The following is a 26292-nucleotide window of genomic DNA, read 5'->3' on the forward strand; positions in this document are numbered from 1 at the left end:
CTGCTGAAACAGATAGTGAAGATGCTGAGCGTGCTGGGCGTGCTGAGGGTGTTGCAGGTGTCGCGGGCCGGTGCGAAACACCGCCGCAACAATCCGGACCGGGGTCCGTTTAATTTCTAACATCCCAAACGGACCGCGGTCCAGTTTTCTTCCCGATGCTTTACGCTGGCTTCATGTCCGCCGCCCCGCCGTCCTTCCCGACGCCCCCGGATGCCGTCGGTCCGTCCGAGTTGCTGCAACTCGGCACGGGGGCCGAGGAGGACGAGCCCTGCCTGCGGGCCGACGCCGCGCGCAACCGGGCCCGGCTCCTCGACGCCGCCGAGCGGCTGGTCGCCGAGCACGGCGCGGCCGCACTCACCATGGAGGGGGTCGCGGTCGCGGCCTCGGTGGGCAAGGGCACGGTCTTCCGCCGCTTCGGCGACCGCACCGGGCTGCTCGCGGCGCTCCTCGACCACTCCGAGCGCAAGTTCCAGGCCGCGCTCCTGAGCGGCCCGCCACCCCTGGGCCCCGGCGCGCCCCCCGTCGAACGGCTGCGGGCCTTCGGCTGCGCGATGCTGCGCCGCTCCATCGACGAACTCGACCTGCAACTGGCCGCGGAGCCGAGCGCGGAACGCCGCCACACCGCCGCGCCGCGCCGTTTCCTGCGCGGCCACATCGCGCTGCTGCTGCGGCAGGCGGTGCCGGACGGCGACAGCGAGCTCCTGTCCCACACCCTGCTCGCGTACCTCGACGCCGCCCTGATCCACCACCTCACCGAACAGTGCGGGGTGCCCGCGGAGCGGCTGCGGGAGGGCTGGATGGACCTGGTCGCCCGGGTGACCCGCACCGACCCCTCGGCCGGCACTCCCGAACCCCCGGCCTGACCCCGGGATCCCGGCGCGTTCCCCCGCCCGCCGCCCCGCATCCGGCTTCTGCCAAGATGCCGTACGTCATGGTGCAGATACCGAAACCGCCGGCCCCCGAGTCCCCCGCACCGCGCTCCGTGCCCACGAGCGCCGATGTGGCCCGCCTGGCCGGCGTCTCGCGCGCGACCGTCTCCTACGTCCTCAACAACACCGGCGCCGTCCGGATCAGCGAGCCCACCCGCCGCCGCGTCCACGAGGCCGCCCGAGAACTCGGATACGTCCCGCACGCCGCGGCCCGCTCACTGCGCGCCGGACACAGCCGTATGGTCCTGATGCCCGCGCCGTCCTTCCCCGCGGGCCCGCTCTACAGCCGGTTCCAGAGCGAACTCCAGTGGGCCCTCGGCCGCCTCGACTACACCGTCGTGCAGTACGGCACCGTCGGCCTGCACGGTGACGAGGCCGCCCGCGCCTGGGCCGAACTGCGCCCGGTCGCCGTCCTCGCACCCGTTTCCGACCTCGGCCCGCAGGGCGTGGAGGTCCTCAAACGCTCCGGCGCCCGGGCGGTCGTCACCCTCGGTCCCGAGGCCGTGGACGGAGCGCACGCCCTGCTCACCGACCAGGAGGGCGTCGGCCGCGGCGCGACCCGCCACCTCTACGACCGCGGACGCCGCAGAATCGGCGTCGTCGTGCCCACGGAGCACGGCCTCGACGTCTTCTCGGCACCGCGCCTGGACGGAGCACGGCGCGCGGTCGAGGGCACCGACGCCACCGTCACCGAGCTGCCCCTCGCCTACGAGGAACGGGACGCCGCCCGTCTCGCGGCCCGCTGGCGCTCCCTGGGGCTCGACGCGGTGTTCGCGTACAACGACGAGTACGCGATGCTGCTGATGCGCGCCCTTCAGGACGAGGGCCTCGCCGTCCCCGCCGACGCGGCCGTGATCGGCGCCGACGACCTGATGCTGGGCCGCCTGCTGCGGCCCCGGCTGAGCACCGTCCACCTGGAACTGCCCGCCGGCCGCGACCTGGCCGCACTCGTCGACCGCGCGGTGCACGACCCCGGCGCCGCGCCCGAGCGCCACAAGGTGCTGGGCGCGACGCTGGTGCACCGGGAGTCGAGCTGACCGGCGGCCGATCCGCCCGCTACTGGCCGGCCTGGCCGTCCTGACCGGCCTGGGCCTGCTGCTCGGCGACCGACTTGCGGACCTCGTCCATGTCCAGCTTCCGGGCCTGGCCGATGACGTCGGTGAGGGCCTCCTCGGGCAGCGCGCCCGGCTGCGCGAACACGGCCACCTGGTCCCGGACGATCATCAGCGTGGGAATCGACTGGATGCCGAAGGCCTGCGCCAGCTCGGGCTGCGCCTCCGTGTCCACCTTGCCGAACACGAGGTCGGGGTTGGCCTCGGCCGCCTTCTCGTAGACCGGGGCGAACTGCTTGCACGGACCGCACCACGACGCCCAGAAGTCGATCAGGACGAACTCGTTGTCCGTCACCGTCTGGTCGAAGTTCTCCTTGGTGAGCTCCACGGTGGTGGTCATGGCTTGATCCCTCTTCCTGGGTTTCGGGGCGTAGGCCGTCGGCACAACACTGCCGACCTGGTGGGTATTCCGCGCACGTACCCATGTGGCCACGTCGCACACCACCCACCAGACTGACCTCATGACGCAATCGGATTCCATCACGTACGACGTCGTGGTGATCGGCGCGGGCCCCGTGGGGGAGAACGTCGCCGACCGCACCCGGGCGGCCGGGCTGTCCACCGCGATCGTGGAGAGCGAACTGGTCGGCGGCGAATGCTCCTACTGGGCCTGCATGCCCAGCAAGGCCCTGCTGCGCCCGGTCCTCGCCCGCGCGGACGCCCGCCGCCTGCCCGGACTCGCCCGGGCCGTCCAGGAACCCCTCGACGCCGGCGCCGTCCTCGCCCGCCGCGACGAGTTCACCTCGCACTGGAAGGACGACGGCCAGGTCCAGTGGGTCGAGGGCATCGGGGCCGACCTCTACCGCGGACAGGGACGGCTCGCCGGACCGCGCACGGTGGAGGTCGCCGGTCCCGACGGCACCCGCCGCACCCTGACCGCCCGGCACGCCGTCGCCGTCTGCACCGGCAGCGCGGCCGCCCTGCCCCCGCTGCCCGGGCTCGCCGAGGTACGCCCCTGGACCAGCCGCGAGGCCACCAGCGCCAAAAGTGCACCCGGTCGGCTGATCGTGGTCGGCGGCGGAGTCGTCGCCGTCGAGATGGCCACCGCCTGGCAGGCCCTCGGCTCCCGGGTGACGATGCTGGTGCGCGGCGCCGGCGGCCTGCTCGCCCGCATGGAGCCCTTCGCCGGGGAACTGGTCGCCGAGGGTCTCACCGAGGCCGGGGTGGACATCCGCACCGGCGTCTCCGTCGAGTCCGTCACCCGCGAGGACGGCACCGTCGTCGCCGTCACCGACACCGGAGACCGCCTCGAGGCCGACGAGATCCTCTTCGCCACCGGCCGGGTGCCCCGCACCGGCGACATCGGCCTGGACACCGTCGGACTGAAGCCGGGCTCCTGGCTGCCGGTCGACGACAGCCTCCGGGTGGAGGGCCACGACTGGCTCTACGCCGTCGGCGACGTCAACCACCGCGCGCTCCTCACCCACCAGGGCAAGTACCAGGCCCGCATCGCGGGAGCCGCCATCGCCGCCCGCGCCTCCGGGGTGCCGATCCTGGAGTCCGACCCCTGGGGCGCGCATTCCGCGACCGCCGACCACGACGCCGTCCCCCAGGTGGTGTTCACCGACCCCGAGGCGGCGTCCGTCGGCCTGAGCCTGGCCGAGGCCGAGCGGGCGGGACACCGGGTCCGCGCCGTCGACGTGGACATCGCGGTGGCGGGTTCGAGCCTGTACGGCGACGGCTACAAGGGCCGCGCCCGCATGGTGGTCGACCTGGAGGACGAGATCGTCCGCGGCGTCACCTTCGTCGGCCCCGGCGTCGGCGAGCTGGTCCACTCCGCGACCGTCGTGGTCGCCGGCCAGGTGCCGATCAGCCGGCTGTGGCACGTGGTCCCGCCCTACCCGACGATCAGCGAAGTGTGGCTGAGGCTCCTGGAGACGTACCGGGACAACTGATCCGGACGGCCGAGGTCGGTCGCCCCTCCCCGGAGCCCGGCGGCCGATCAGGCCGTCGGGCCCGGCAGCTCGAACCCCAGCGCCGACGCCGCCCGCTCCGGCGTCGGCTGGGACCAGTGCTCCGCCATCGCCCCGTTCGACGCCAGCGAACGCAGCTCCGCCCGGTCCAGGTACAGCGTGCCGTCGAGATGGTCCGTCTCGTGCTGCACGATCCGGGCCGGCCACCCCGCGAACACCTCGTCCACCGCCCGCCCGTGCGCGTCCCGCGCCAGCAGCCGCACCTCGGTGTGGCGCGCCACCACCGCCTGCCAGCCCGGCACGCTCAGACAGCCCTCGAAGAACGCGGCCCGCCCCGCGCCGACGGGCTCGTACGACGGGTTGACCAGTACCCGGAACGGCTGCGGCACCCGCCTCCGCGCCACCCGCACCTCGTCCGGCACCGGCGCCGGATCCTCGATCACCGCGATCCTGAGCCCCACCCCGACCTGCGGCGCGGCCAGGCCGACACCCGGCGCCGCGTGCATGGTCAGGCGCAGCGCCTCGACGAACCGTGCCAGGAGCGCGGGCGCCAACTGCCCGTCGAACGGCTCGGCCGCGCGCCGCAGCACCGGATCTCCGGCCGCGACGACGGGCAACGGGCCGTCGACGGCCAGCAGTTCCTCGACCCGCTCGGCAAGAGGGGCACGACCACTCGGAGTTCCCATCGCGCCAGGATGCCATGGCCCGCCGGCCCACAGCCGACGCTGATGTGACGCACGCCACTGCGAGCTCCGGGAACCCGGCGCGCCCGCGCCCCGACCACTGGGACCGTCCCCTCCCCACGACGTCCCGGAGCGCCCACCGATGACGACCACCTCCCCGACCAGTACGGACAAGGCACCGGAGCCGGCCGCCCCGCCGCCCGCACCCGGCAGATGGTCCGCGCTGCGCCCCCTGGTCCTGCGCCTGCACTTCTACGCGGGGCTCTTCGTGGCCCCCTTCCTGCTGGTCGCGGCGGCCACCGGCTTCCTCTACGCCGCCTCGTTCCAGGCCGAGAAGCTGGTCTACGCCCATGAGCTGACCGTCCCCGAGGCCGGCGACCGCAAGCTCCCGATCTCCGAACAGGTCGCCGCCGCCCGGCGGGCCCACCCCGAGGGCGGTGTGTCGGCCGTACGCCCCTCGCCCGAGGACGACGCCACCACCAGGGTGCTGCTGTCCGGGGTCGAGGGCGTCGACCCGGACCACACGCTCGCGGTCTTCGTCGACCCGTACACCGCCGAGGTGCGCGGTGCCCTCGAACAGTACGGCTCCAGCGGCGCCTTGCCGCTGCGCACCTGGATCGACGAGTTCCACCGCGACCTGCACCTGGGCGACCCGGGGCGGCTGTACAGCGAGTTCGCCGCCAGCTGGCTGTGGGTGATCGCGAGCGGCGGCCTTGTGCTGTGGTTCTCCCGCCGCCGCTCCCGGCGCAAGGTGCGCGGCACCAGCGGCCGCCGCCGCACCCTCGGTCTGCACGGCACGGTCGGCGCCTGGGTCGCGGCCGGGTTCGTCTTCCTCTCGGCGACCGGCCTCACCTGGTCGACGTACGCCGGAGCGAACATCGAGGACCTGCGTGCCGCGCTCGGCCAGACCACGCCGTCCGTGTCGGCGTCCGTGTCGGCACCCGCGTCCGGGGGCGGTGAGCACGCGGGGCACGGCGCGGCGGCGGGTGCCGGCGGGGACGCCGCGCACGGGGTCGGCCTCGACCGCGTGCTGGCCGCCGCCCGCGCCGAGGGCCTCGGCGACCCGGTGGAGATCACGCCACCGGCCGACGCGTCCTCCGCCTATGTCGTGGCTCAGGTGCAGCGCAGCTGGCCGGAGAAGCAGGACTCCGTGGCCGTGGACCCGTCGACGGGCGAGGTCACCGACGTACTCCGCTTCGCCGACTACCCGGTGCTCGCCAAGCTCAGCCGCTGGGGCATCGACCTGCACACCGGCAGCCTGTTCGGCCTGGTCAACCAGATCGCCCTGATGCTCCTCGCCGCGTCCCTGATCCTGCTCGTCGCCTGGGGCTACCGCATGTGGTGGCAGCGCGGCCGGGGCTCCGCCTTCGGCCGCCCGATCCCGCGCGGCGCCTGGCAGCAGGTGTCACCACTGCTCCTCGTACCGTTGCTGGCGGCGGTCGCCGTCCTCGGCTACTTCGTGCCGCTGCTGGGCATCCCGCTGGCCGCGTTCGTCGCGCTGGACGTCGCGCTCGGCGAGATCGCCCACCGGCGCGGACGGCGTACGTACGCGGGCGCCGGGGCGGCGCGACGCTGAAACGCGACGCCACGGCGGCGCGGCGCTGAAACGCGACGACGCGGCGGCGCCTTCGCACCGCCGCGTCGCCGTGGCCGCCGTCGCTCAGAGTCCGGCGAAGTCGCCGGCCAGGGCGGAGGCGATCCGCAGCTGGGCGTCGGCCTCTTCCTGCCGCCCCTGCCGTTCGAGGGTGCGGCCCAGCATCAGCCGGGCGTACTGCTCGACGGGATCGCGCTCGACCAGGACCCGCAGCTCGGCCTCCGCCCGCCGCAGTTGGGCCGAGTGGTAGTAGGCGCGCGCCAGCAGCAGGCGCGGTCCGGTCTGCTCGGGCACCTCCCCGACCAGTCCGTCCAGGACGCGTGCCGCGGCGGCGTAGTCCTTGGCGTCGAAGAACATCCGCGCGCGCTCCCAGCGCTCCGAGGACGTTCCGTGGTCGTAGTACGTCGTGTCCACTCGTGACCTCCTTCGCCCTCTGTAACCACCCCATGTGGTTGAACATTCCACTACCGCCCGGTGGTCGTCCTTTCGCCCGCCACGGTGACGGCCCGAGGACCGTCTGACGCCGAGGGCCGACCGGGGCTAAGTTGGGCGGCATGAGCAATCTTGATCGCGAGGCGGTTCCCAGCCTGTGCGGCGGCCGCGGCTTCGTGGTGGCGGAGCCCGTGAGGGAACTCCTCAGCCCTCGCAACGTCAAGCTCGGCGAGTCCACCGAGGTCCGCCGGCTGCTGCCCAACCTGGGCCGGCGCATGGTGGGCGCATGGTGTTTCGTCGACCACTACGGCCCCGACGACATCTCCGACGAGCCCGGCATGCAGGTGCCGCCACATCCGCACATGGGCCTGCAGACGGTGAGCTGGCTGCACGCGGGCGAGGTGCTGCACCGCGACTCCACCGGCAGCCTGCAGACCATCCGCCCGCGCCAGCTGGGCCTGATGACCTCCGGCCGCGCGATCAGCCACTCGGAGGAGAGCCCCCGCTCCCACGCCCGCTACCTCCACGGCGCCCAACTGTGGGTCGCCCTCCCGGACGCCGACCGCCACACCGACCCGCACTTCGAGTTCCACGCCGAGCTGCCGCACGTCACGGCACCCGGCCTGGCGGCCACCGTGCTCCTCGGCACCCTCGACGGCACCACCTCGCCCGGCTCCACGTACACACCCCTCGTCGGCGCCGACCTGACCCTGACCGGCGGCACGGACGTACGCCTCCCGCTGGAACGGGACTTCGAGTACGCCGTGCTGTCCATGAGCGGCGAGGCCCACGTCGACGGCGTGCCCCTGGTGCCGGGCTCCATGCTCTACCTCGGCTGCGGCCGCGACGAACTGCCCCTGCGGGCCGACTCGGACGCGGGCCTGATGCTCCTGGGCGGCGAGCCGTTCGAGGAGGAGCTGATCATGTTCTGGAACTGGATCGGACGCTCCCAGGAGGAGATCGAGCAGGCCCGCCGCGACTGGACGGAAGGGACCCGGTTCGGCGAGGTGAAGGGGTACGACGGTGTGCCGTTGCCTGCGCCGGAACTGCCGCCCGTGCCGTTGAAACCGCGGGGGAGGGTGCGCTGACCTGTGGAAACGCCTCAGAGTTGGTCACCGTCGAAGGGAAGGCGGCCGGATGTTCTCACCGTCTTCCACCTGCTTGCCGGTAGGCGCCCGAACAACTGGCTGGCTCGCAGGCCGGTGAAGTCGGCGATTCCACGGTGTGGCTGTCCGCGGGCGCCTGTGGCAGGACGCTTGCTGACCCAATGCTGACTTTGCTGACGCAGTATCAGGTTGGGATGTGAAGCCTTTCCCCAGTTTGAGCGCCGTGTAGGCGTCTGCAGGTTCGGTGGTGTGTCCGGACCGATGCTGATCCGGCTGGTGGCGGGGTCAGGTGTTGCACGCCTGCTCCGCCTTCGACGCCGGTCAGCTCAGTGATCTCGCGTACTGGGCCACCGTCCTCGGCCACCGCCCCGGCGCCCGAGGGCGTGAACTCCGCCGTGCCGACACCGACATGTGGACGTCCGCCGACGACCGTGTCGTCCTACTTCGCCTGCTTGAGTCTCTACGTTCGGCCGATGGTCTTGAACTCGTCTGTGAGGTCGCCGAACGGCTGCTGCAGGAGCGGATCGAAGGCGAGGTCGCCACAAAGATCGGCGCCGAGTGGGGCGAACACACCGACGCGCGCACCACCTGGCGCAACGGGCACCGCCAGAAGACGATGATCACGCAGGCCGGCAACCTGGAACTCGCCAGCCCGAAACTGCGGGCCGGGAGCTTCTTCCCCAGCCTGCTGGAGCGCCGGCGGCGCATCGACCAGCCCCTCTACGCGGTCGTCATGGAGGCATACGTCCACGGCGTCTCGACCCGCTCGGTCGACGACCTGGTCAAGGCCCTGGGCTCGGACACCGGGATATCCAAGAGCGAGGTGTCCCGGAACCTGTTCCTCGACGCCACCTATGTCAAGGCTCGCGTCGACCACCGCATCGTCTCCCAAGGGATTGTGATCGCCACCGGCGTCACCCAGGACGGCGGCCGGGAAGTCGTCGGTGTCATGGTCGGTGACAGCGAGACCGAGGTGTTCTGGACCCAGTTCCTGCGTCACTTGCGTGAACGCGGCCTCAGTGGCGTCCGTCTGGTCATTTCCGACAGCCACAGAGGCCTGGTCAAAGCGATCCGCAAGGTCATGCTCGGCGCCGCCTGGCAGCGTTGCCGGGTCCACTGGAACTGTACGGAAACAAGGTGTCGCTTTCGGCGATGTAGATCGTTGATCTGGCATGGGGATCAAGGAGGGGGTACGGCAGCAACTTGCCGTGTGTTTCGGCGTGTTGTGTACGCATCTGAACGAGCGGCAGCGGCGGCTGACGCTGGCGACGGAGGCGGGCCTGCTCGGCCATGGTGGCGTCCGCGCCGTCGCGCGGGTTGCCGGAGCGAGCGAGACCACCGTCCGCAGGGGCCTGCTCGAGCTGGAGGCGGACTGTGTGCCTCTGGGCGGGGACGTGTCCGCAGGCGGGGAGGTGGCCGCAAGCGCCTGACGGAGCGTGACCCGCGCCTGCTGCCGGCGGTCATGGCTCTGGTCGAGCCGGATGCGCGAGGTTATCCCACGTCGCCGCTGCGCTGGACCACGAAGTCGCTGCGCAAGCTGGCCGCCGAACTGACCCGTCAAGGCCATCCGATATCTCCAGGTTCCGTGGGCAAGCTGCTGAGGGCGAGTGGAATCAGCCTGCAGGGGACCGCCCAGACTCTGGAAGGCAAGCAACATCCCGACCGGGACGCCCAGTTCCGCTATATCAACGAGCAGGCCAAACAGTTCCAGGCGGCCGACGAACCGGTGATCAGCGTCGACTCGAAGAAGAAGGAGATGCTTGGCCAGCTGCCGAGTGCCGGGCGGGAGCGGCGTCCCAAAGGTGAGTCGATCGAGGTTGAGGACCACAGCTTCTTCACCGGTTCCAAGGGCGAGACCGCCATCCCCTACGGGGTCTACGACCTGACCGCCGACGCCGGCTGGGTGAGCGTCGGCGTCGATCACGACACCTCTGCCTTCGCGGTGGCCACGATCCGCCGCTGGTGGCTGGCACGCGGCCGACTCGACTATCCGGCTGCGACCCGACTGCTGGTCACTGCGGACGCGGGCGGCTCGAACAGCTACCGCTACCGGGCTTGGATTCCAAGCTCGCCGCCCTGGCCGCCCAGACGGGTCTGGCCATCACGGTTTGCCACTTTCCTCCGGGGACGTAGAAGTGGAACAAGATCGAGCACCGGCTGTTCTCCCAGATCACGATGAACTGGCGAGGCAGGCCGCTGACCAGACATGAAGTCGTCGTCAACACGATCGCGGCGACCACAACCCGCGCCGGATTGCGTGTTCACGCCGAACTCGACCCAGGCGCCTATCCGCTCGGCGTGGCGATCAGCAAGGCACGGATGCAGTCCCTGCCCATCGAAGCCCACCCCGTGCGCGGCACCTGGAACTACACGCTCCGCCCGGCACCTGCCGACCCGACACCAGCACCGTCTCCTTACACGACCACGGAACGGGCAGCGGTGCTGGAAATGCTGGACGACCCGCGTCTGACTGGCATGACCAGCGGTGATCTCGACGCCTTGGCCGAGAAGCTGGCCACAGCCCAGCGGGCTCGGTGGGAACAGCAGCGATACGAAGCCCGCGGCGGACCACGTCGTCAGCGCCCCGGAACACACGGCAAGAAGCCCCTGCTCAACGGCCGCGACCGCATCCTCGTCACCCTGCTCTACCTGCGGCGCGCGTGTGCTCGTAACGGGTTCTGCGCGAGATGCTGGAGATCAACGACCGCACCATGAGCCAGGTCGTCACCGACACCCGCCTGCTCCTGCGAGAGCACAAGGTCAGCATCGAGCCGACCACCCTGCTCTTCAGCACCCCCGACGAGCTACTGGCCTTCCTGCGCACCGGACCGCTGGCATCCCGCAACCGCGAACCGCTGCCCGAGATCTTGTCCGACCCTGCCCTGACCGGCATGAGCCGGATCGATCTCACCGACGCTCGTAGACCGCCTCGCGCTCCGGCAGGCTGCCCGAGTGGAACGGCGCCGTCACCAACAGCGAGGCGGCCCCCGCCAGCCGGGCATACGCGGCGGCGTCTTCCCTCAGAAGATCGGCGACGCGGAGCGCGTGCTGGCGGCCGTGCTCTTCCACTGCCGGGTCTGCACCGGTGAGGTCTTGGCCGAGCTGTTCCAGGTGAGCCGCCGCACCATCGGCAACGCCCTTCTCGACGTGCGCCCGCTCCTGGAGGAAGACGGAGTCAGACCAGCCCCGAAGAAGTACCGAACTGTCGGCGTCCTCTTGGCCTCCGTTCCCCAGCAGGGGCATCCACCAGGTCAATTCCGCACAGTTCCACTTCGTCCGCAACGTCTTCGCCGTCATCCCGAAAGGGTCCGCGGAGATGGTCGCAGCCACGATCCGCACCGTCTTCGCCCAGCCCACCGCGGACGCCGTCCGCACCCAGCTCGACACGGTCGCCAGCATGCTCGGCCGACAGTTCCCCATGGTCAGAGAGATGCTGCTGGAGGCCAAGGAAGACCTGACCGCGTTCGCGGACTTCCCCTGCCGCTACCTCTCCAACGAGAGCATGGACACCCTCTACCCCGACACCCCGACTGTTCTGCCAGCCGCGTCAGACGACTGATCGCCTGCACCACGACAAGGGACATGACCACGGGAGCAGTCTCGTTGCGGGCCGAGCACATGCCCGCAGCGGTGGTTGCTGCCCACAATCACGTGCTACGCGGATGGCTCCTCCGCGAGTCCTGCGAACCCGTGCGCGAGATGGGAGGGGCCATGTGCGAGGTTCTCGCCCCTTTCGCGTCACCGGCACCGGCGCCGGGACCCGGAGTGGGAACCACCGTCGTCGCGTTCAGGACCAACCAAGACCTCGAAGTTGTGCTGCGTCGCTGCGCCGACCCATTGAGGATGCTGCCCGTGAGTGGGAGGTCAGCCCTGCGCGGTGACGTCCGGTGTCGGCGGGCCGACGCCGCCAGGTCGTAAGCCTCGTTTCCCGCTGGACAGGACACCCCGAAGCCGTCCGACCCTGCCACTCGTCGCACGGCCGCGTGACGACACCACGAAAGCCACCCCTACTCCTTGGCAACGGCCCCGCTGCCAAGCAGCCCCATTTCGTAGTTCCCACACTCTGCCGTGATCTCGGCCGTCTCCTGAGCCGCGGCGAGGAAGTCGTCGACCACGGGCGAGGTGCGCGACGCCGGCACCGCGAGGGACACCTGGTCGGGCGCCAGATCGGGGATGGGCACGTAGGCGATGTCCGGATGTGAGTGGAACACGGTCGCCGAACGGGCCAGGAACGAGATGCCCCGACCGGCCGCGACATGCTCGAGTGTCTCGTCCACCCCGCGCACCAGGTACCCGGCGTTGGGATGTGGACGCCTGGTGGGCTGTGTGCTCGGGTCGGCATGCCAGACCAGCGGCTCATCGGTCAGGTCCGCCTGGGTGACCGCGCCCTTACCGGCCAACCGGTGGCCGACGGGCAGCACCGCCACCCTTGGCTCGGTGTACAGCGGGGTGACGCGCAGGCCGGTCTCGTCGATCGGTAGCCGCACATAGCCGACGTCGATCCGGCCGTCGAGCAGCATCGAGGTCTGGTCGTCCCCTTCGATCCGTTGCATGTCCACGACCACCTCCGGGTGCCGGGCGTTGAAGAGCTGTACCGCCGAGGTGACCGAAATGCCGGCCCGGAAGCCGACGATGAGCCGTTGGCCGCCGCGCGCGGCCCTGGCCACCCGGCGTCGGATTGCCTGCACGGAGGCCAGCAGCGGGCCGGCGTCGGTCAGCAACTGCCTGCCGGCGTCGGTCAGCGCCACGCCGTGGCGATCCCTTGTCAGCAGCGGAGTGCCGAGATCCTGCTCCAGTGCGCGGATCTGCCGACTGAGTGCCGGCTGCGCGATGTGCAGTTCATCGGCGGCACGGCCGAAATGCAACTGGTCGGCCACGGTGACGAAGTAGCGCAGTTTGCGTAGGTCCAGATCCATGGCGCCTCCGGCCTGTTGATGCCTTCAGGGTATCACCACCACTGAAAGAGGTATTGGACACCGACTCAGGGCAATGGCACCGTTAATAGGTAACTGATGGGCTGGAACGAATTCGGCGCAAGAATTCGAAATCGGGACTTGATAGTAGGCACAGGCCAAGGCCCAGAACCAGACTCAGAATAAGGGCATCAGAAATTGAGCGCGGTACATCACGCCGTTCGGCGACGTCGACGAACCGAAAGTCGACAACGCCGGAGTGGGCATGGCGTCCCGTCCGCCTCCAGAAAGCAGGAGATCCATGAGCAGCATCAGCATTGTCGGCCTGGGGAACGTGGCCCGCACCCTGGCCGGCCGGGCGCTGGCCGGCGGCAACGCCGTCGAGATCATCGGGCGCGACCCGGGCAGGACCAAGGACGTGGCCGCCGCGCTCGGTGGCGCCACCGCCGGGACGGCCGGCGCCGCCCCGACCGGGGACATCGTCATCCTCGCGGTGCCGTACGCCAGTGCCGCGGCAGTGGTCCGTGAGTACGGGGACGCACTGCGCGGCAAGATCATCATTGACGTCACCAACCCCGTCACTCCCGATCTCAAGGGCTTCGTCACCCCCGACGGCAGTTCCGGCGCACAGGAGATTGCCAAGGCGGCCCCGGCCGGCGCACATGTCGTCAAGGCGTTCAACACCGTGTTCTCCCACGTTCTGGCAGCCGACGCTGCCGGGACCCGTCCGCTGGACGTCTTCATCGCCGGCGACGACGCGCAGGCAAAGGAACAGGTATCGGCTTTCGTCACGAGCCTGGGGCTCCGGCCGCTGGACACCGGGGACCTCCCCATGGCGCGGGCACTGGAGAACGTCGGCCTGCTTGAGCTGGGCCTCATGACCCAGCTCAAGCACGCCGACTTCTCCCTCGGCATCACCATTCTCGGCTGAGCGCACCCACACCGCTTTATTCGATTTTCGGCACGCGAAGAAGAGCTCCTCCACAGCCCCCTCCATCTACCCTTATAAGGACAGTGAAATGCACGTTTTGGTCGTTGGCGGGACCGGCCACACCGGTTCGTACGTCATCCAGGATCTCGTCGCCGCCGGGCACGAGGTCACCGGCCTGGCCCGGTCGGACTCTGCTGCGGCGGCCTTGTCCGAGCTCGGCGCGAAGGTGCGTCGCGGCGATCTCGAGGACCTCGACGGGCTCAAGGAGGCGGCCGCGGACTCCGACGGTGTCATCCACGTCGCGTACCGCCGCGATGTGCTCATTGCCGGCGGGCTCGACGCCCTGGCCGCCTCGGAGCTCTCGTCCGTACTCGCGTACGGCGACGCACTGGCGGGATCCGGAAAGCCACTGGTCTGGGCCGGGACCATGGCCTCGCCCGGCTACAACCTGGGCCGGCCCGCCACCGAGGAAGACCCGGCTCTGCCGAGCGGCGACGAGCACAAGGGCACTCTGCGGTTCCGCAACATCGTGGAGACCACCGTCATCGGCCTCGCCGAACAAGGAGTGCGGTCTTCGGTCGTGCGCCTTCCCAACATCGCACACGGCACGACCGACCGTGAGGGCTTCCTCCCGCTGCTGATCGCGCTCTCGAAGGAGAAGGGCGTCGTCGGATACCCCGGTGACGGAGAGAACCTGTGGGGCGCCGTGCACATCCGCGACGCCGCCGCCGTGTTCCGCCTGGCGCTGGAGAAGGGCCCCGCCGGCAAGTACTGGCACGCCGTCGAGGACGGAGTCATCCCCTTCCGCAAGCTCGCCGAGGCCATTGGCAGCCGCCTGGGCCTGCCCGCCGTGAGCATTCCCGCCGACGTACTGATGCTCCCGGGGTTCTTCGGATTCCTCGCCAACCTGGTCCCGCACAACTTCCCGGCGACCAACTTCGTCACGCGCCGGACCCTCGGCTGGGAACCGACTCAGCCCAACCTGCTCGCCGATCTGGACAACGGCCACTACTTCCCCGCGGGCTGACGCCCAGGCGCACCGCCCCAGTCCCACGCAGAACGAGGAGTCATCATGACCACACTCGCCTCACACCGCGACACCCTGGAGTCCTTCGTCGACTGCATCCACGGCGGCGCAGACAGAGACACCCTCACGAGTCTGTTCGCCGAGGAGGTGGTGCTGTACAGCCCGCTCGGCGACGAGCCGTTCACCGGCCGCGAGGCCGTCGTGGAAGTCACGCAGATGGTCAACCGCATGGCGGTCGACGACAGTTACAAAGAGGTCCTCAGCGGCCCGACCCACCACGCCGCGCGCTTCCGGCTGCAAGTCGAAGACGCCGCGATCGACGGGATTTACCAGGTCCTGCTCGACGCGGACGGCAAGATCGCCGAAGTGACCATCTTCTGGCGTCCGCTGCCGGCCGGCGTAGAGCTGCAGCGGGTCCTGGCGCATGTCCTGGGCATGCAGGCCTGGGAACTGCGTACGGACGGGGAGTAGCGGCGAAGGCCGCGCCCCACGTGGACGAGATCAAGAGCGCACGGTAGCAAGGCTCCCGTACCGATGAGAGGGGCGTTCGACGCCTCGACTCGCTTGTGCGGGAGCCTTGTTGACTTCCAGCCCAGCCGCCGCTCCCACACGGTACGGCCCCGATGGGTACCGGGCGGTGTACATAGCTTGCGCCCTCCTTGGCCGTCCGGTACGTTAAGTACGCAGATCGGTTTACATAACGCCTCCTCGGAGTGGGCGCTGCCGCAGTCCTCGGACTGGTGCCGCCGGCGTCACGGGAGGTGCCGATCGCTTGGTCGAGGTGCGCGGCCCGGCGCAGACGGCTGTGCCGAATACCTCCCGACTCGGAATATCGATCCATTCAAATGGAGTAATCGTGGGAAAGCTTGATGGCAAGGTTGCGGTGATCACTGGTGGTTCCAGTGGTATGGCGCTGGCGGGTGCGAAGCTGTTCGTGGAGGAGGGCGCGTATGTCTTCATCACGGGGCGGAAGCAGGAGGCGCTGGACGAGGCGGTCGAGCTGATCGGCCGGAATGTGACGGGGGTGCGGGCCGACTCGGGTGATCTGGCCGATCTGGACCGGCTGTACGAGACGGTCGAGCGGGAGAAGGGCTCGATCGACGTGCTGTGGGCCAGTGCCGGGATCGGTGAGCAGCGCAAGCTCAGTGAGATCACGGAGCAGCACTTCCACGACGCGTTCTGGCTGAACGCGCGGGGCACGTTGTTCACGGTGCAGAAGGCGCTGCCGCTGTTCAACGACGGGGGTTCGATCTTCATGACGGGGTCGAACGCGTCGCTCAAGGGCTATCCGGAGTGGAGTGTCTACGCGGCGAGCAAGGCGGTGCAGCAGGCGTATGCCCGGGTGTGGGCCTCGGAGCTGAAGGACCGTGACATCCGGGTCAACGTGCTCACGCCCGGTCAGGTCGCGACGCCCATCCTGGAGAAGGTCCTGACTCCGGAGACGAAGAAGCAGTTCGAGTCGCTGATTCCCCGGGGGAGGATGGGCCGCCCCGAGGAGATCGCGTCCGTCGCGCTGTTCCTCGCGTCCAGCGACTCCGCCTACGTCAACGCCCTTGAACTCGTCGCCGACGGCGGCAGCTCAGCAGTCTGACGGAACCTCGCTTCCCGGACTGAGGCCCAAGGCCGTGTAGTCGGCCCATGAGTGCGGGCCTACCCCGCCGCGCCGGGGTAGGCCCGCACATCGAATTCTGGAACAGACATGAGATCGGTAAGGGACCACGCATGTTGATCGGAGTGACAAGTGAGACCCGGCCCGGGGAGACCCGTGTGGCTGCGACGCCGGTGACGGTGCGGCAGCTGACCGGCCTGGGGCATGACGTAGTGGTGGAATCCGGCGCGGGATCGCTGTCGGGTTTCGCGGACCAGGCGTACGTCGAGGCGGGGGCGGAAATCGGGGCGGCGGCGGAGGCGTGGGGCGCCGAGGTGGTGCTCCGGGTGAACGGCCCCACGGTCGGTGAGACTGCGTGGCTGCGTCCGGGCACGTACATCGCGGGGCTGATGGCGCCCGCGCAGAGCCCGGAACTGCTGGAGGCGCTCGCCGAGCGGGACGTGACGGCGCTGGCGATGGACGCGGTGCCGCGGATCTCGCGCGCCCAGTCGCTGGACGTGCTGTCCTCGATGGCGAACATCGCGGGCTACCGCGCGGTGATCGAGGCGGCGCACCGCTTCGGGCGGTTCTTCACCGGCCAGGTGACCGCGGCCGGGAAGGTGCCACCGGCCAAGGTGCTGGTGGCGGGCGCCGGCGTCGCGGGCCTGGCCGCGATCGGCGCGGCCTCGTCCCTGGGTGCGGTCGTGCGTGCGACCGACCCCCGGCCCGAGGTGGCCGACCAGGTGGCCTCGCTCGGCGGCACCTACCTCGCCGTCGAGGCCCGGACAGAGCAGTCGACCGACGGTTACGCCAAGGCCACCTCGGAGGCCTACGACACGGCAGCGGCCAGGCTCTACTCCGACCAGGCCGTCGACGTCGACATCATCATCACCACGGCGCTGATCCCCGGCCGCCCCGCGCCCCGGCTGATCACCGCAGCCGACGTGGCGGCCATGAAGCCGGGTTCGGTCATCGTGGACATGGCGGCCTCCAACGGCGGCAATGTCGAGGGGTCGGTCGCCGGCGAGGTCGTCACCACGGTCAACGGCGTCACCATCATCGGCTACACGGACCTGGCGGGCCGGCTGCCCGCCCAGGCCAGCCAGCTGTACGGCACCAACCTGGTCAACCTGCTCAAGCTCCTCACCCCCGGCAAGGACGGCAAGGTCGTCCTGGACCTGGAGGACGTGGTACAGCGGGGCCTGACCGTCACCAACGCCGGCGAGGTGCTGTGGCCGCCGCCCCCGGTCAAGGTGAGTGCGGCCCCCGCCGCGCAGGCCGCGGCACCCCCGACGGAGGCCAAGGCGGAACGCGAGCCCATGTCGGCGGCCAGGAAGGCCGGCCTGGTCGTGGCCGGTCTGGTCGCCTTCTACTTCGTCAACGCCTATGCCCCGGCCCCGATCCCGGATCACTTCAGCGTTCTGTCGCTGGCGATAGTGATCGGCTACTACGTGATCGGCAAGGTGGCACACGCCCTGCACACCCCGCTGATGTCCATGACCAACGCGATCTCCGGGGTCATCGTGGCGGGCGCTCTGATCCAGGTCGGCCTGGACAACACCGTGATCGAGATTCTGGCCGGGGTGGCGATCCTGCTCGCCTCGATCAACATCTTCGGCGGCTTCGCCGTTACCCGCCGCATGTTGTCGATGTTCAGCAAGGGAGCCTGACATGACCGCCACCGACAGCGCCAACGCTGCCTACATCGTCGGCGCGCTGTTGTTCATCTTCAGCCTGGCCGGCCTGTCCAGACACAAGACCGCCCGCCTGGGCTGGTCCTACGGCCTCATCGGCATGACCGTCGCGCTGGCCGCGACCATCGGCCTGTCGCTGTCCGACTCCACCGATCGTGGCACCGCGGTCGTCATCCTGGTCGTCGCCATGGTCATCGGCGCCGTGGTCGGCCTGTGGCGCGCCCGGATCGTGCAGATGACCGGGATGCCCGAGCTGATCGCTCTGCTGCACAGCTTCGTCGGTCTCGCGGCCGTTCTCGTCGGCTGGGCCTCCTACATCGAGGTCGAGGTCGACCACATGGGCGGCTACCACGGTGCCCTGCTGAACATCCACCACGTCGAGGTCTTCGTCGGCATCTTCGTCGGCGCGGTCACCTTCTCGGGCTCGATCGTGGCCAACCTCAAGCTGTCGGCCAGGATCAAGTCCGCACCGCTGATGCTGCCGGGCAAGAACCTCCTCAACCTGGGTGCGCTGGCCGCGTTCGTCGGCCTGACCGCCTGGTTCACCAACAGCCCGAGCTTGGGCCTGGTAATCGCGGTCACCGTGCTCGCGCTCGTCTTCGGCTGGCACCTGGTCGCCTCGATCGGCGGCGGCGACATGCCGGTCGTCGTCTCGATGCTGAACTCCTACTCCGGCTGGGCCGCCGCCGCCTCGGGGTTCCTGCTCAACAACAACCTGCTGATCGTCACCGGTGCGCTGGTCGGCTCCTCCGGCGCGTACCTGAGCTACATCATGTGCAAGGCGATGAACCGCTCCTTCCTCTCCGTCATCGCGGGCGGCTTCGGCATCGAGGCACCGTCCGGCGACGACGCTGACTACGGCGAGCATCGCGAAGTCCAGGTCGAGGCCGCGGCCGAGCTGCTGGCCGAGGCCCGCTCCGTGGTCATCACCCCGGGCTACGGCATGGCGGTCGCCCAGGCCCAGTACCCGGTCGCCGAACTGGTCCGGGCGTTGCAGGCCAACGGCACCGAGGTACGTTTCGGCGTCCACCCGGTCGCCGGCCGCCTGCCGGGCCACATGAACGTGCTGCTCGCCGAGGCGAAGGTGCCCTACGACATCGTCCTGGAGATGGACGAGATCAACGACGACCTGGCCGCCACCGACGTCGTACTGGTGATCGGGGCCAACGACACGGTCAACCCGGCCGCCGCGGAGGACCCCGGTTCCCCGATCGCGGGCATGCCCGTTCTGCGGGTCTGGGAGGCCGGGGACGTCATCGTGTTCAAGCGCTCGATGGCCACCGGGTACGCCGGAGTCCAGAACCCCTTGTTCTTCCGCGACAACACCCAGATGCTCTTCGGCGACGCCAAGAACAAGGTTGAGGAGATCGTCGGCGCGCTGACCCGGGCGAGTGCGGCCGGAGCCTCGGCCTCGCCGAAGATGCCGAAGCAGGCGGGACGACGCCACGCCGCGGCGAAGAGCTGAGGTGTGGGGAGATTCCTCGAAGGGGCAGAGCGAGAGGTGGTGTCCGGACCGGATGTCCGGGCACCACCTCTCGATGCGCGGGACACAACCGAGCAGGCTGCTTGGCGCGGTACCGGATCGGTACCGCGCCAAGCAGCCTGCTCGGTTGCGCGCGGGAGAGTCGACGCACTTCCCCTCCGTACGCGCCGCGTGGGTCAGAGCTTCTCGGGCAACGTGGGTGTGCGGTCGCCGGCGAGGAACCTGCGCATCATCTCGTGGGCGCGCTCGGCCTCCATCTGGTACATCTCCTTGTGGCCGTCCGGATCGACGGCGAACTCCACCAGGAGACGGTTGGGGTCGAAGACGTACAGCGACCGCAGGATCCCGTGGTCGATGAAGAAGTGCTCGTACCCCTCCGCCTCGACCTGCTTGCGGATGTCCCGCTGCTGCTCGTCGTCGACCTTGAGCGCGATGTGGACGCTCGTCGGCTGCTCGCCGCTCACCATCGTGGCCTGGACGGCCGACTCGGTGTACTGCATGAACGCCATGAACCCGCCGTCGGCCAGGCCGAAGAAGGCGTGGCCGATCTGCTCCGTACCCTGGCCCTCGGGCACCGGCTCGATCCAGAACACCTTCAGGGGCAGGCCCGCGATGTCCTCGTAGAAGTGCCTGGTCGCTTCCAGGTCTCCGGTGTAGAAGTTGTTGTGATGCAGACGCGCGGGCGGACGGCGAACCCCCGACCGCGTCTCCGTGACTGTGCCTGGTTCGGTGAGCGCAGATGACATTGTCGATCTTCCCTTCCAAAAACCCGGCTGCGCCCTGACTGCCCGGACGGTGCAGGGACCGCAGCGCTGCGGGATAGCCGCAAGCGGCTCTGTGTTTCGAGCGTAAGGAGGGTCTGACTTGAAGTCAACAGGTCTTTGACCTCAGGTCAGACTCGCAGTTGGATTTCTCTGTCAAGGAAGGGCTTGACTTCAAGTCAGACTGGTTCGTAACGTCAGGCAGTGTGCTGTCCACCGCATCTATCGCGGTCGGTGTCGCCCTCCCCGGACGATCGAACCGGGCTCCCGGCGATGCGCCACACTCCCCGGCCAGGCAAGCCGCGCACCACACGACTCACCGGCCAGGTATCCCCACCCCTCCACCAACGACGACGGAGACTCAGATGGCCGACAACGTGCCGCAGTGGTCCGGCAGCAGCGCCTTCCTTCACGGGTTTGCCCGTGGCGACATCGAGGGCCCTCCCGGCGGCAACCCGACGACCTGGTGGGGGTCGGCGAAGCTGGCGCTCCCCGAGGGCATCACTCAGACGATGGTGCGGCTCCAGGCCGAGGACGGTGCGCATTCGCGGGGCATTCTCTACCGCAGGGGCGACGAGACGACCGTCCTCGTCTTCGCGCACCCGCGCGGTGACTTCAGTTCGCACTACCTCACACCGGTCCTGCTGGACGCGGGCGTGGCGGTGTTCGGCGGCCAGGTGCGGTCGTTCGCCAATGACTCGGACTGCATTCACGAATCCCTGCTGGCCGACGTCGCGGCCGAGATCCGGTACCTGCGGTCCCTGGGGTTCGAGAAGGTGGTGCTGGTCGGCAACAGCGGCGGCGGCAGCCTCTTCAGCTTCTACCAGGCCCAGGCCGGCATCGAGCCGCCCGGGCGGCTGACCGACACCCCGGCGGGCGACCCGTACGACCTGAACGCGCTGGACCTGCCGCAGGCCGACGCCCTCATTCTGCTGGCCGCGCACCTGGGCGAGGGCCTCTACGCGCTGAACAGCCTCGATCCGTCGATGGTCGACGAGAACGACCCGCTGTCCTGGGACCCCGGTCTGGACATGTACAACCCGGACAACGGCTACCGGGAGCCGCCCGAGTCGAGCCGGTACACCGCCGACTTCCTGGCGCGGTACCGGGAGGCACAGCGGGCTCGCTGCGAGCGCCTGGACGCAATGGCGCGAGAGGACATTCGGCGGCGCCGCGAGGCGCGCGAGGCCATGAGGGCGCCCGGCTTCGCCGATCTGCCGCTGCGAACCCGGCTCGCCACCATTCGCAGGTCCGAGGTGTCGCGCTATCTGACGGTGGCCCGCATGGACGCCAACCCCGCTTTCACCGACATGTCGATCCACCCTTCGCCCCGGGAGGTCGGATCCCTGTTCGGCGGCCGCGATCCGCACGCGTACAACTACCGGCTGGGTGGTCCCGCGTCGGTGGTGACGCCCGAGGCATGGCTGTCCACCTGGTCGGGACTCGCCTCGCGCGCCAGTGTCCCGGCGAACATCCCGCACGTGCACGTGCCGATGCTCGTCATCAACTACACCAGGGACATCGTGATATTCCCCGACCAGCTCCAGGACATCGTCGACCGTGCGGGGACCGCGGACGTATCCGTCGTGGAGATCGACTCCGACCACTACGGCATGCCCGTGTCCGGCACCGGCGAAGACGTCATCGAGCAGGTCGGCGAGGCCATCTCGTCGTGGCTGGCCAAGCACGACTGACTGAAGGCCAGTACCGGGGACGGACCGGTGACGGCCGGGTGACGGCCCGGTCGGTCATGGCGCCGCTGTGGCGGCTGCGGCCGGAGCGCCGCCTCGCCCCGTGCCCGGCCGGGCCCGTGGCGATGTCTTCGGGAGGGCGAGTTCGACCAAGGTGGTGGCGATGGCCGCGGCGGTGGGAAGTGTCTCGGAGTTCAGGGTCCGGGTCCGGGCCGACGCGCCGTCGAGCAGCAGCGCCAGTTGTTCACCGAGCTGCTCGGGGTCGGTGGCGCCGGCTTCCCGGGCGGTTTCGGTCAGCTGGTCGGCGACGGACTGCTTGTATTCGCGGGCGCGTACGCGTGCCGGGTGGTCGGGGTCCGCGATCTCGACGGCCGCCCCGATGAACGGGCACAGGGGCGCATGGATGTCGAAGACGGCGAGGAGCCGCTCGCGGGGTGTGAGATCGGTGCGGTCGAGCACCCCGAGCGTCGCGTCCGGGTCGAAGCGGCGCAGGTATTCGGCGATCAGTTCGTCCTTGCTGGCGAAGTGCTGATACATGGTGCGCTTGGACACGTGCGCAACCGCGCAGAGCTGGTCCATGCCGGTGTTGTTGATGCCTTGATCGCGGAACAGTTGGTAGGACGCGCTGAGGATGCGCTCTCGGGCGCCCCTGCCCCGGCGCAGGCCTCGCGGGCCCTTCTCTGGCTCACTCACGTGTCGAGCGTAGCTCGGAGACTCGCCCAGAAGATGGCCGGCCAGTAAACAAGACTGATCTGTGTACATAGCTTGAACTCCCGGCCGAACGTGGCGTAGGCTCGTTAAGTAGATGGATCAGTGTACATAGTGATCCCCCGTCGGGCCGTTGCAGCCCGACGACCAGTTCCGCGGCACGGACATGTGCCGAACATCAAGGAATGGAGCAGTCGTGGGAAAGCTTGATGGCAAGGTTGCGGTGATCACTGGTGGTTCCAGTGGTATGGCGCTGGCGGGTGCGAAGCGGTTCGTGGAGGAGGGCGCGTATGTCTTCATCACGGGGCGGAAGCAGGAGGCGCTGGACGAGGCGGTCGAGCTGATCGGCCGGAATGTGACGGGGGTGCGGGCCGACTCGGGTGATCTGGCCGATCTGGACCGGCTGTACGAGACGGTCGAGCGGGAGAAGGGCTCGATCGACGTGCTGTGGGCCAGTGCCGGGATCGGTGAGCAGCGCAAGCTCAGTGAGATCACGGAGCAGCACTTCCACGACGCGTTCTGGCTGAACGCGCGGGGCACGTTGTTCACGGTGCAGAAGGCGCTGCCGCTGTTCAACGACGGGGGTTCGATCTTCATGACGGGGTCGAACGCGTCGCTCAAGGGCTATCCGGAGTGGAGTGTCTACGCGGCGAGCAAGGCGGTGCAGCAGGCGTATGCCCGGGTGTGGGCCTCGGAGCTGAAGGACCGTGACATCCGGGTCAACGTGCTCACTCCCGGTCAGGTCGCGACGCCGATCCTGGAGAAGGTTCTGACTCCGGAGGCGAAGGAGCAGTTCGAGTCGCTGATTCCCCGGGGGAGGATGGGCCGCCCCGAGGAGATCGCGTCCGTCGCGCTGTTCCTCGCGTCCAGCGACTCCGCCTACGTCAACGCCCTCGAACTCGTCGCCGACGGCGGCAGCTCAGCAGTCTGACACGCAGGACGAACGGTTTCGCGTCGGACCGTGGCGACCAGTGCGACAGGGCGCCGGAGAACGCGTGTACATCTCGGATAGAAGGGCGACTCAATGGCCGAGCTCCCGACCCAGGTAGTGCTGGGGTTCCTAGGGGATTTGAACGACAGCAATCTGGCGGAGGCTTTCGACCGCGTCGATCCGGACGCGACCTTCTGGCTCGCGGGAAAGGAATGGTCGGTCGGCGGTACCCATGACCGGGACGGCCTCCAGAAGCTGCTCGGAGAAAAGGTCGGGCCGCTTCTCACCGAACCGCTGGAAGTCAAAGTCGTCGGGATCACCGCGCAGGGTGAACGGGTCGCGGTGGAAGTGGAGGTCAGTGGCCCGACGAAGGACGGAAGCCGGTACGAGAACCAGATGCACATCCTGTACGTCGTGCGCGACGGAAAGATCGTCACGGTCAAGGAATACCACGACACGCTGCACGCGAGCCTGGTCATCGGACCCTGATCCCGCCAATCCCAGGACCGTCAAGAGATCCCATACAACGAGGAGTACCCATGACCACGTTCGCCCCGCACCGCAGCACGGTGGAGTCCTTCGTGGACATCGTGCACGGCAGTGCAGACAAGGACGCCCTCGCCGGCGTGCTCGCCGACGACGTAGTGCTGTACAGCCCGCTCGACAACGAGCCGCTCACCGGCTTCGACGCCGTCGTGTTCGCCATCCAGACCGTCCACGGGACGTCGGCCAAGCTCGTCTACTCGGAGGTGTTCAGCGGCGAAACCCACCACGCCATAGCCTTCCGGCTGGATATCGGAGACACCGGGGTCGACGGAATGGACTACCTTCTGCTCGACGCGGACGGAAAGATTTCCGAGATCACCATATTCTGGCGCCCGCTGCCGTCCGGTGTCGAACTGCAGGCGAAGCTCGCCCCGGGCCTCGGCATGCAGCCCTGGGAGCTGCGCACGAACGGGGAGTAACCCGTGAATCCCGTGCCGTGCGTCGCACGGGCGCACGGCACGATCCCGCTGATCCAAGGTGAGGACCGTCGATGAACCTGCCCAACGACTCGCGCTCCCTGGAACTGATCGCGGACGACTGCTCCTTCCTGGAAGGTCCGCGCTGGCACCAGGGTGCTCTGTTCGTGTCCGACTTCTATACACATGAAGTGCTGCGTTTCGACGGCGAGGGCCGTCATGTGGTCTGCGAGGTGGAGGGACAGCCGTCGGGCCTGGGCTTCACCCCGGACGGCCGGTTGTTGGTCGTCTCCATGCTCGACCGTCGCCTGCTGCGCCTGGACGGCAGCCGGCTGACCGAGGTGGCCTCGTTCGCGGAACTGGCCGCCGGACCCGCCAACGACATGGTGGTCGATGCCGCAGGGCGTGCCTACATCGGGAACTTCGGCTCGCCGGCGGGGAGCGACCTGGCGTACGCGTCCCTGGTCCGCGTCGACCCCGACGGCACGGCGAGCATCGCCGCATCGCAACTGGGCTTCCCCAACGGCGCAGCGCTGACTCCCGACGGACGGCACCTGCTGATCGCCGAGACCTTCGTGGGCCGGATCTCGGCGTTCGAGGTCGACACGGACGGCGGGCTCAGTGGTCGCACGACGTGGGCGCAGTTCGGGGCGGCACCGGACTATCTCGACGAGCCACGGGCCACCAAGGAACTCGAGCTGCTCCCCGACGGGATGGCCCTCGACGCGGAAGGAATGCTCTGGGTGGCCGACGCCAAGGGCCACGGAGCCTCGCGCGTCCGCCGGGGCGGCGAGGTCGTGGACTTCGTCGACACCGGGGACCTGAGCGTCTACGCCTTGGCGCTCGGCGGGCCCGACCTCCGCACCCTGTACCTGTGCTGCGCGCCACCGCACCGCACCTTCGACCCGAGCACGTCACGACAGTCGGTCCTGCTGGCCACGCAGGTGGCGGTGCCCGGCACCGGTGCGCCGTGAGCGCGGTTCAGCCGCGCGGCCGGGGCCGTGCCGGAGACGCGCCGTGACCGACGAGGAGCGAGGAATGCACGGACGGTTCGAGGACAGTGTCGCCTTCGTCACGGGAGCCGCTTCCGGCATCGGGGCCGCGGTCACCGATGCCCTGTTGCGGGCGGGTGCGCGCGTGGTCGGCGCGGACCTCTACCAGGAGGGGCTGGCCCAATTCGCCGAGCACGGCGACGCCTTCAGGGGACATGTGGCGGACGTGACCCGGGAGGCGGACATCGTCGCGGGCGTCCAGGCGGCGCTCGACGCCTTCGGCACACTGGACATGGCGTTCAACGTCGCCGGCGTGTCCCGTGGCGCACCGATCGTCGACCTCGAGGAAGACCTCTGGGACTTCACCGTCGACCGCGTCCTCAAGGGTGTGTACCTGAGCACCAGACACGAAGCACGTGCGATGCGGGCCACCGGCCGCGGCGGTGCCATCGTGAACATGTCCTCGCTCAACGCCCACGTGCCGATGCACACCGGTGCCGCGTACTCCTCCGCGAAGGCGGGTGTCGAGATGTTCACCAAGAACGCCGCACTCGAACTGGCCCGGGACGGCATCCGGGTCAACGCCGTTCTCCCCGGGCTCATCGACACCCCACTGACCCAACGACGACTGGTCAACAAGCCCTTGATGGACACCTGGCTCGAACGCATCCCGCAGGGACGCCCGGGCCGACCCGAGGAGGTCGCCGCGGCGTGTCTCTTCCTCGCAGGCCCCGAAGCCACCTACATCACCGGCACGAGCCTCGTCGTCGACGGCGGCTGGGAAATCACCGGCTACCCCGACCTGCGACGGTTCGCGTGAAACGTGATCGCGGGCTCAACCG

24 protein-coding genes and 3 pseudogenes are annotated in these 26292 nt (G+C 69.4%); 20 read left to right on the forward strand and 7 right to left on the reverse strand.

From position 1 onward, the window contains the following. Window positions 1–173 precede the first annotated feature (173 nt). Window positions 174–863 (forward strand): TetR/AcrR family transcriptional regulator, encoded by a 690-nt coding sequence (locus ACGH7X_RS35120; RefSeq protein WP_399893298.1) that lies wholly within the window; start codon window positions 174–176, stop codon window positions 861–863. Window positions 864–931: 68 nt separating this feature from the next. Then, window positions 932–1966, forward strand: coding sequence for a LacI family DNA-binding transcriptional regulator (locus ACGH7X_RS35125; RefSeq protein ID WP_399893301.1), 1035 nt, complete (start codon window positions 932–934; stop codon window positions 1964–1966). A 19-nt stretch (window positions 1967–1985) separates the two neighbouring features. Here ACGH7X_RS35125 and trxA read toward each other — a convergent pair whose 3' ends face one another. Beyond that, window positions 1986–2381, reverse strand: a complete 396-nt coding sequence (gene trxA, locus ACGH7X_RS35130) for a thioredoxin (RefSeq protein ID WP_399893304.1) — start codon at window positions 2379–2381, stop codon at window positions 1986–1988. Window positions 2382–2502: 121 nt separating this feature from the next. Here trxA and ACGH7X_RS35135 point away from each other — a divergent pair, with 121 nt between their 5' ends. Then, window positions 2503–3936, forward strand: coding sequence for a dihydrolipoyl dehydrogenase family protein (locus ACGH7X_RS35135; RefSeq protein ID WP_399893307.1), 1434 nt, complete (start codon window positions 2503–2505; stop codon window positions 3934–3936). A gap of 47 nt (window positions 3937–3983) precedes the next feature. On the opposite strand, the gene ACGH7X_RS35140 is transcribed toward ACGH7X_RS35135, so the two are convergent. Then, window positions 3984–4640 carry a peptide deformylase gene (locus ACGH7X_RS35140; RefSeq protein ID WP_399893310.1) on the reverse strand — a complete coding sequence of 219 codons (657 nt, stop codon included), beginning with the start codon at window positions 4638–4640 and terminating at the stop codon, window positions 3984–3986. Window positions 4641–4779: 139 nt separating this feature from the next. Between ACGH7X_RS35140 and ACGH7X_RS35145 the strand changes: the two genes are divergently transcribed. After that, entirely contained in the window at window positions 4780–6213 is a 1434-nt protein-coding gene (locus ACGH7X_RS35145) for a PepSY-associated TM helix domain-containing protein (RefSeq protein WP_399893313.1), read from the forward strand. An 84-nt stretch (window positions 6214–6297) separates the two neighbouring features. Here the strand turns inward: ACGH7X_RS35145 and ACGH7X_RS35150 are convergent, their stop codons facing one another. Further along, window positions 6298–6645 (reverse strand): tetratricopeptide repeat protein, encoded by a 348-nt coding sequence (locus ACGH7X_RS35150; protein WP_399893316.1) that lies wholly within the window; start codon window positions 6643–6645, stop codon window positions 6298–6300. Window positions 6646–6785: 140 nt separating this feature from the next. Between ACGH7X_RS35150 and ACGH7X_RS35155 the strand changes: the two genes are divergently transcribed. The 3 genes and pseudogenes from ACGH7X_RS35155 to ACGH7X_RS35165 form a co-directional block, all read left to right on the forward strand. Further along, window positions 6786–7751 (forward strand): pirin family protein, encoded by a 966-nt coding sequence (locus tag ACGH7X_RS35155; protein WP_399893319.1) that lies wholly within the window; start codon window positions 6786–6788, stop codon window positions 7749–7751. Between the two features lie 427 nt (window positions 7752–8178). Continuing rightward, window positions 8179–8889, forward strand: a pseudogene (locus ACGH7X_RS35160) (transposase); the annotation flags it as partial. A 52-nt stretch (window positions 8890–8941) separates the two neighbouring features. Further along, window positions 8942–10579: pseudogene (locus ACGH7X_RS35165) on the forward strand (ISAzo13 family transposase); the annotation flags it as partial. Between the two features lie 97 nt (window positions 10580–10676). Here ACGH7X_RS35165 and ACGH7X_RS35170 read toward each other — a convergent pair. Then, entirely contained in the window at window positions 10677–11066 is a 390-nt protein-coding gene (locus ACGH7X_RS35170) for a hypothetical protein (protein WP_399897785.1), read from the reverse strand. Here ACGH7X_RS35170 and ACGH7X_RS35175 point away from each other — a divergent pair. Continuing rightward, window positions 11038–11328, forward strand: a pseudogene (locus ACGH7X_RS35175) (transposase); the annotation flags it as partial. The gene ACGH7X_RS35170 and the pseudogene ACGH7X_RS35175 overlap by 29 nt on opposite strands. 448 nt (window positions 11329–11776) lie before the next feature. Here the strand turns inward: ACGH7X_RS35175 and ACGH7X_RS35180 are convergent. Then, window positions 11777–12685 (reverse strand): LysR family transcriptional regulator, encoded by a 909-nt coding sequence (locus ACGH7X_RS35180; protein WP_399893322.1) that lies wholly within the window; start codon window positions 12683–12685, stop codon window positions 11777–11779. A 298-nt stretch (window positions 12686–12983) separates the two neighbouring features. On the opposite strand from ACGH7X_RS35180, the gene ACGH7X_RS35185 reads away from it, so the two are divergent. From ACGH7X_RS35185 to pntB, 6 genes are all read left to right on the forward strand, one after another. Then, the gene (locus ACGH7X_RS35185) at window positions 12984–13613 is read left to right on the forward strand and encodes an NADPH-dependent F420 reductase (RefSeq protein WP_399893325.1); all 630 of its coding nucleotides are present in this window, start codon (window positions 12984–12986) and stop codon (window positions 13611–13613) included. Between the two features lie 88 nt (window positions 13614–13701). Next, a complete protein-coding gene (locus tag ACGH7X_RS35190; protein ID WP_399893328.1) occupies window positions 13702–14640 on the forward strand; it encodes an SDR family oxidoreductase in 939 nt (312 codons plus the stop codon). 45 nt (window positions 14641–14685) lie between these two features. Beyond that, a complete protein-coding gene (locus ACGH7X_RS35195) occupies window positions 14686–15111 on the forward strand; it encodes a nuclear transport factor 2 family protein (protein WP_399893331.1) in 426 nt (141 codons plus the stop codon). A gap of 385 nt (window positions 15112–15496) precedes the next feature. Next, window positions 15497–16231, forward strand: a complete 735-nt coding sequence (locus tag ACGH7X_RS35200) for an SDR family NAD(P)-dependent oxidoreductase (RefSeq protein WP_399893334.1) — start codon at window positions 15497–15499, stop codon at window positions 16229–16231. 131 nt (window positions 16232–16362) lie between these two features. Further along, window positions 16363–17898 (forward strand): Re/Si-specific NAD(P)(+) transhydrogenase subunit alpha, encoded by a 1536-nt coding sequence (locus ACGH7X_RS35205; RefSeq protein ID WP_399893336.1) that lies wholly within the window; start codon window positions 16363–16365, stop codon window positions 17896–17898. Window position 17899: 1 nt separating this feature from the next. Further along, the gene (pntB, locus tag ACGH7X_RS35210) at window positions 17900–19387 is read left to right on the forward strand and encodes a Re/Si-specific NAD(P)(+) transhydrogenase subunit beta (RefSeq protein ID WP_399893339.1); all 1488 of its coding nucleotides are present in this window, start codon (window positions 17900–17902) and stop codon (window positions 19385–19387) included. A 194-nt stretch (window positions 19388–19581) separates the two neighbouring features. Here the strand turns inward: pntB and ACGH7X_RS35215 are convergent, their stop codons facing one another. Further along, the gene (locus tag ACGH7X_RS35215) at window positions 19582–20151 is read right to left on the reverse strand and encodes a VOC family protein (RefSeq protein ID WP_399893342.1); all 570 of its coding nucleotides are present in this window, start codon (window positions 20149–20151) and stop codon (window positions 19582–19584) included. A 380-nt stretch (window positions 20152–20531) separates the two neighbouring features. Here ACGH7X_RS35215 and ACGH7X_RS35220 point away from each other — a divergent pair, with 380 nt between their 5' ends. After that, window positions 20532–21860: a hypothetical protein gene (locus ACGH7X_RS35220; protein WP_399893345.1), complete on the forward strand. Its 1329-nt coding sequence runs from the start codon at window positions 20532–20534 to the stop codon at window positions 21858–21860. Between the two features lie 54 nt (window positions 21861–21914). On the opposite strand, the gene ACGH7X_RS35225 is transcribed toward ACGH7X_RS35220, so the two are convergent. Further along, window positions 21915–22550: a TetR/AcrR family transcriptional regulator gene (locus ACGH7X_RS35225; RefSeq protein ID WP_399893348.1), complete on the reverse strand. Its 636-nt coding sequence runs from the start codon at window positions 22548–22550 to the stop codon at window positions 21915–21917. Window positions 22551–22761: 211 nt separating this feature from the next. On the opposite strand from ACGH7X_RS35225, the gene ACGH7X_RS35230 reads away from it, so the two are divergent. The 5 genes from ACGH7X_RS35230 to ACGH7X_RS35250 all read left to right on the forward strand — a co-directional run bounded on the left by ACGH7X_RS35230 (window position 22762) and on the right by ACGH7X_RS35250 (window position 26270). Continuing rightward, complete coding sequence (locus ACGH7X_RS35230; protein WP_399893351.1) at window positions 22762–23496, forward strand: SDR family NAD(P)-dependent oxidoreductase; 735 nt, start codon at window positions 22762–22764, stop codon at window positions 23494–23496. A gap of 93 nt (window positions 23497–23589) precedes the next feature. Then, window positions 23590–23985 carry a nuclear transport factor 2 family protein gene (locus ACGH7X_RS35235; protein WP_399893354.1) on the forward strand — a complete coding sequence of 132 codons (396 nt, stop codon included), beginning with the start codon at window positions 23590–23592 and terminating at the stop codon, window positions 23983–23985. Between the two features lie 50 nt (window positions 23986–24035). Beyond that, complete coding sequence (locus ACGH7X_RS35240) at window positions 24036–24461, forward strand: hypothetical protein (protein ID WP_399893357.1); 426 nt, start codon at window positions 24036–24038, stop codon at window positions 24459–24461. A 71-nt stretch (window positions 24462–24532) separates the two neighbouring features. Next, complete coding sequence (locus tag ACGH7X_RS35245; protein ID WP_399893359.1) at window positions 24533–25432, forward strand: SMP-30/gluconolactonase/LRE family protein; 900 nt, start codon at window positions 24533–24535, stop codon at window positions 25430–25432. Between the two features lie 64 nt (window positions 25433–25496). After that, window positions 25497–26270 carry an SDR family NAD(P)-dependent oxidoreductase gene (locus ACGH7X_RS35250; RefSeq protein WP_399893362.1) on the forward strand — a complete coding sequence of 258 codons (774 nt, stop codon included), beginning with the start codon at window positions 25497–25499 and terminating at the stop codon, window positions 26268–26270. The last annotated feature ends 22 nt before the right edge of the window (window positions 26271–26292 follow it).

Source organism: Streptomyces sp. BBFR51 (assembly GCF_044591655.1).
Taxonomy (GTDB): Bacteria; Actinomycetota; Actinomycetes; order Streptomycetales; family Streptomycetaceae; genus Streptomyces.

Coding starts and splice junctions, on each gene's coding strand:
- ACGH7X_RS35215 (WP_399893342.1), bottom strand. CDS start 20,151: ATGTCATCTGCGCTCACCGAACCAGGCACAGTCACGGAGACGCGGTCG.
- ACGH7X_RS35135 (WP_399893307.1), top strand. CDS start 2,503: ATGACGCAATCGGATTCCATCACGTACGACGTCGTGGTGATCGGCGCG.
- ACGH7X_RS35185 (WP_399893325.1), top strand. CDS start 12,984: ATGAGCAGCATCAGCATTGTCGGCCTGGGGAACGTGGCCCGCACCCTG.
- ACGH7X_RS35240 (WP_399893357.1), top strand. CDS start 24,036: ATGACCACGTTCGCCCCGCACCGCAGCACGGTGGAGTCCTTCGTGGAC.
- ACGH7X_RS35155 (WP_399893319.1), top strand. CDS start 6,786: ATGAGCAATCTTGATCGCGAGGCGGTTCCCAGCCTGTGCGGCGGCCGC.
- ACGH7X_RS35250 (WP_399893362.1), top strand. CDS start 25,497: ATGCACGGACGGTTCGAGGACAGTGTCGCCTTCGTCACGGGAGCCGCT.
- ACGH7X_RS35205 (WP_399893336.1), top strand. CDS start 16,363: ATGTTGATCGGAGTGACAAGTGAGACCCGGCCCGGGGAGACCCGTGTG.
- trxA (WP_399893304.1), bottom strand. CDS start 2,381: ATGACCACCACCGTGGAGCTCACCAAGGAGAACTTCGACCAGACGGTG.
- ACGH7X_RS35220 (WP_399893345.1), top strand. CDS start 20,532: ATGGCCGACAACGTGCCGCAGTGGTCCGGCAGCAGCGCCTTCCTTCAC.
- ACGH7X_RS35245 (WP_399893359.1), top strand. CDS start 24,533: ATGAACCTGCCCAACGACTCGCGCTCCCTGGAACTGATCGCGGACGAC.
- ACGH7X_RS35235 (WP_399893354.1), top strand. CDS start 23,590: ATGGCCGAGCTCCCGACCCAGGTAGTGCTGGGGTTCCTAGGGGATTTG.
- ACGH7X_RS35190 (WP_399893328.1), top strand. CDS start 13,702: ATGCACGTTTTGGTCGTTGGCGGGACCGGCCACACCGGTTCGTACGTC.
- pntB (WP_399893339.1), top strand. CDS start 17,900: ATGACCGCCACCGACAGCGCCAACGCTGCCTACATCGTCGGCGCGCTG.
- ACGH7X_RS35120 (WP_399893298.1), top strand. CDS start 174: ATGTCCGCCGCCCCGCCGTCCTTCCCGACGCCCCCGGATGCCGTCGGT.
- ACGH7X_RS35145 (WP_399893313.1), top strand. CDS start 4,780: ATGACGACCACCTCCCCGACCAGTACGGACAAGGCACCGGAGCCGGCC.
- ACGH7X_RS35140 (WP_399893310.1), bottom strand. CDS start 4,640: ATGGGAACTCCGAGTGGTCGTGCCCCTCTTGCCGAGCGGGTCGAGGAA.
- ACGH7X_RS35195 (WP_399893331.1), top strand. CDS start 14,686: ATGACCACACTCGCCTCACACCGCGACACCCTGGAGTCCTTCGTCGAC.
- ACGH7X_RS35170 (WP_399897785.1), bottom strand. CDS start 11,066: ATGACGGCGAAGACGTTGCGGACGAAGTGGAACTGTGCGGAATTGACC.
- ACGH7X_RS35125 (WP_399893301.1), top strand. CDS start 932: ATGGTGCAGATACCGAAACCGCCGGCCCCCGAGTCCCCCGCACCGCGC.
- ACGH7X_RS35180 (WP_399893322.1), bottom strand. CDS start 12,685: ATGGATCTGGACCTACGCAAACTGCGCTACTTCGTCACCGTGGCCGAC.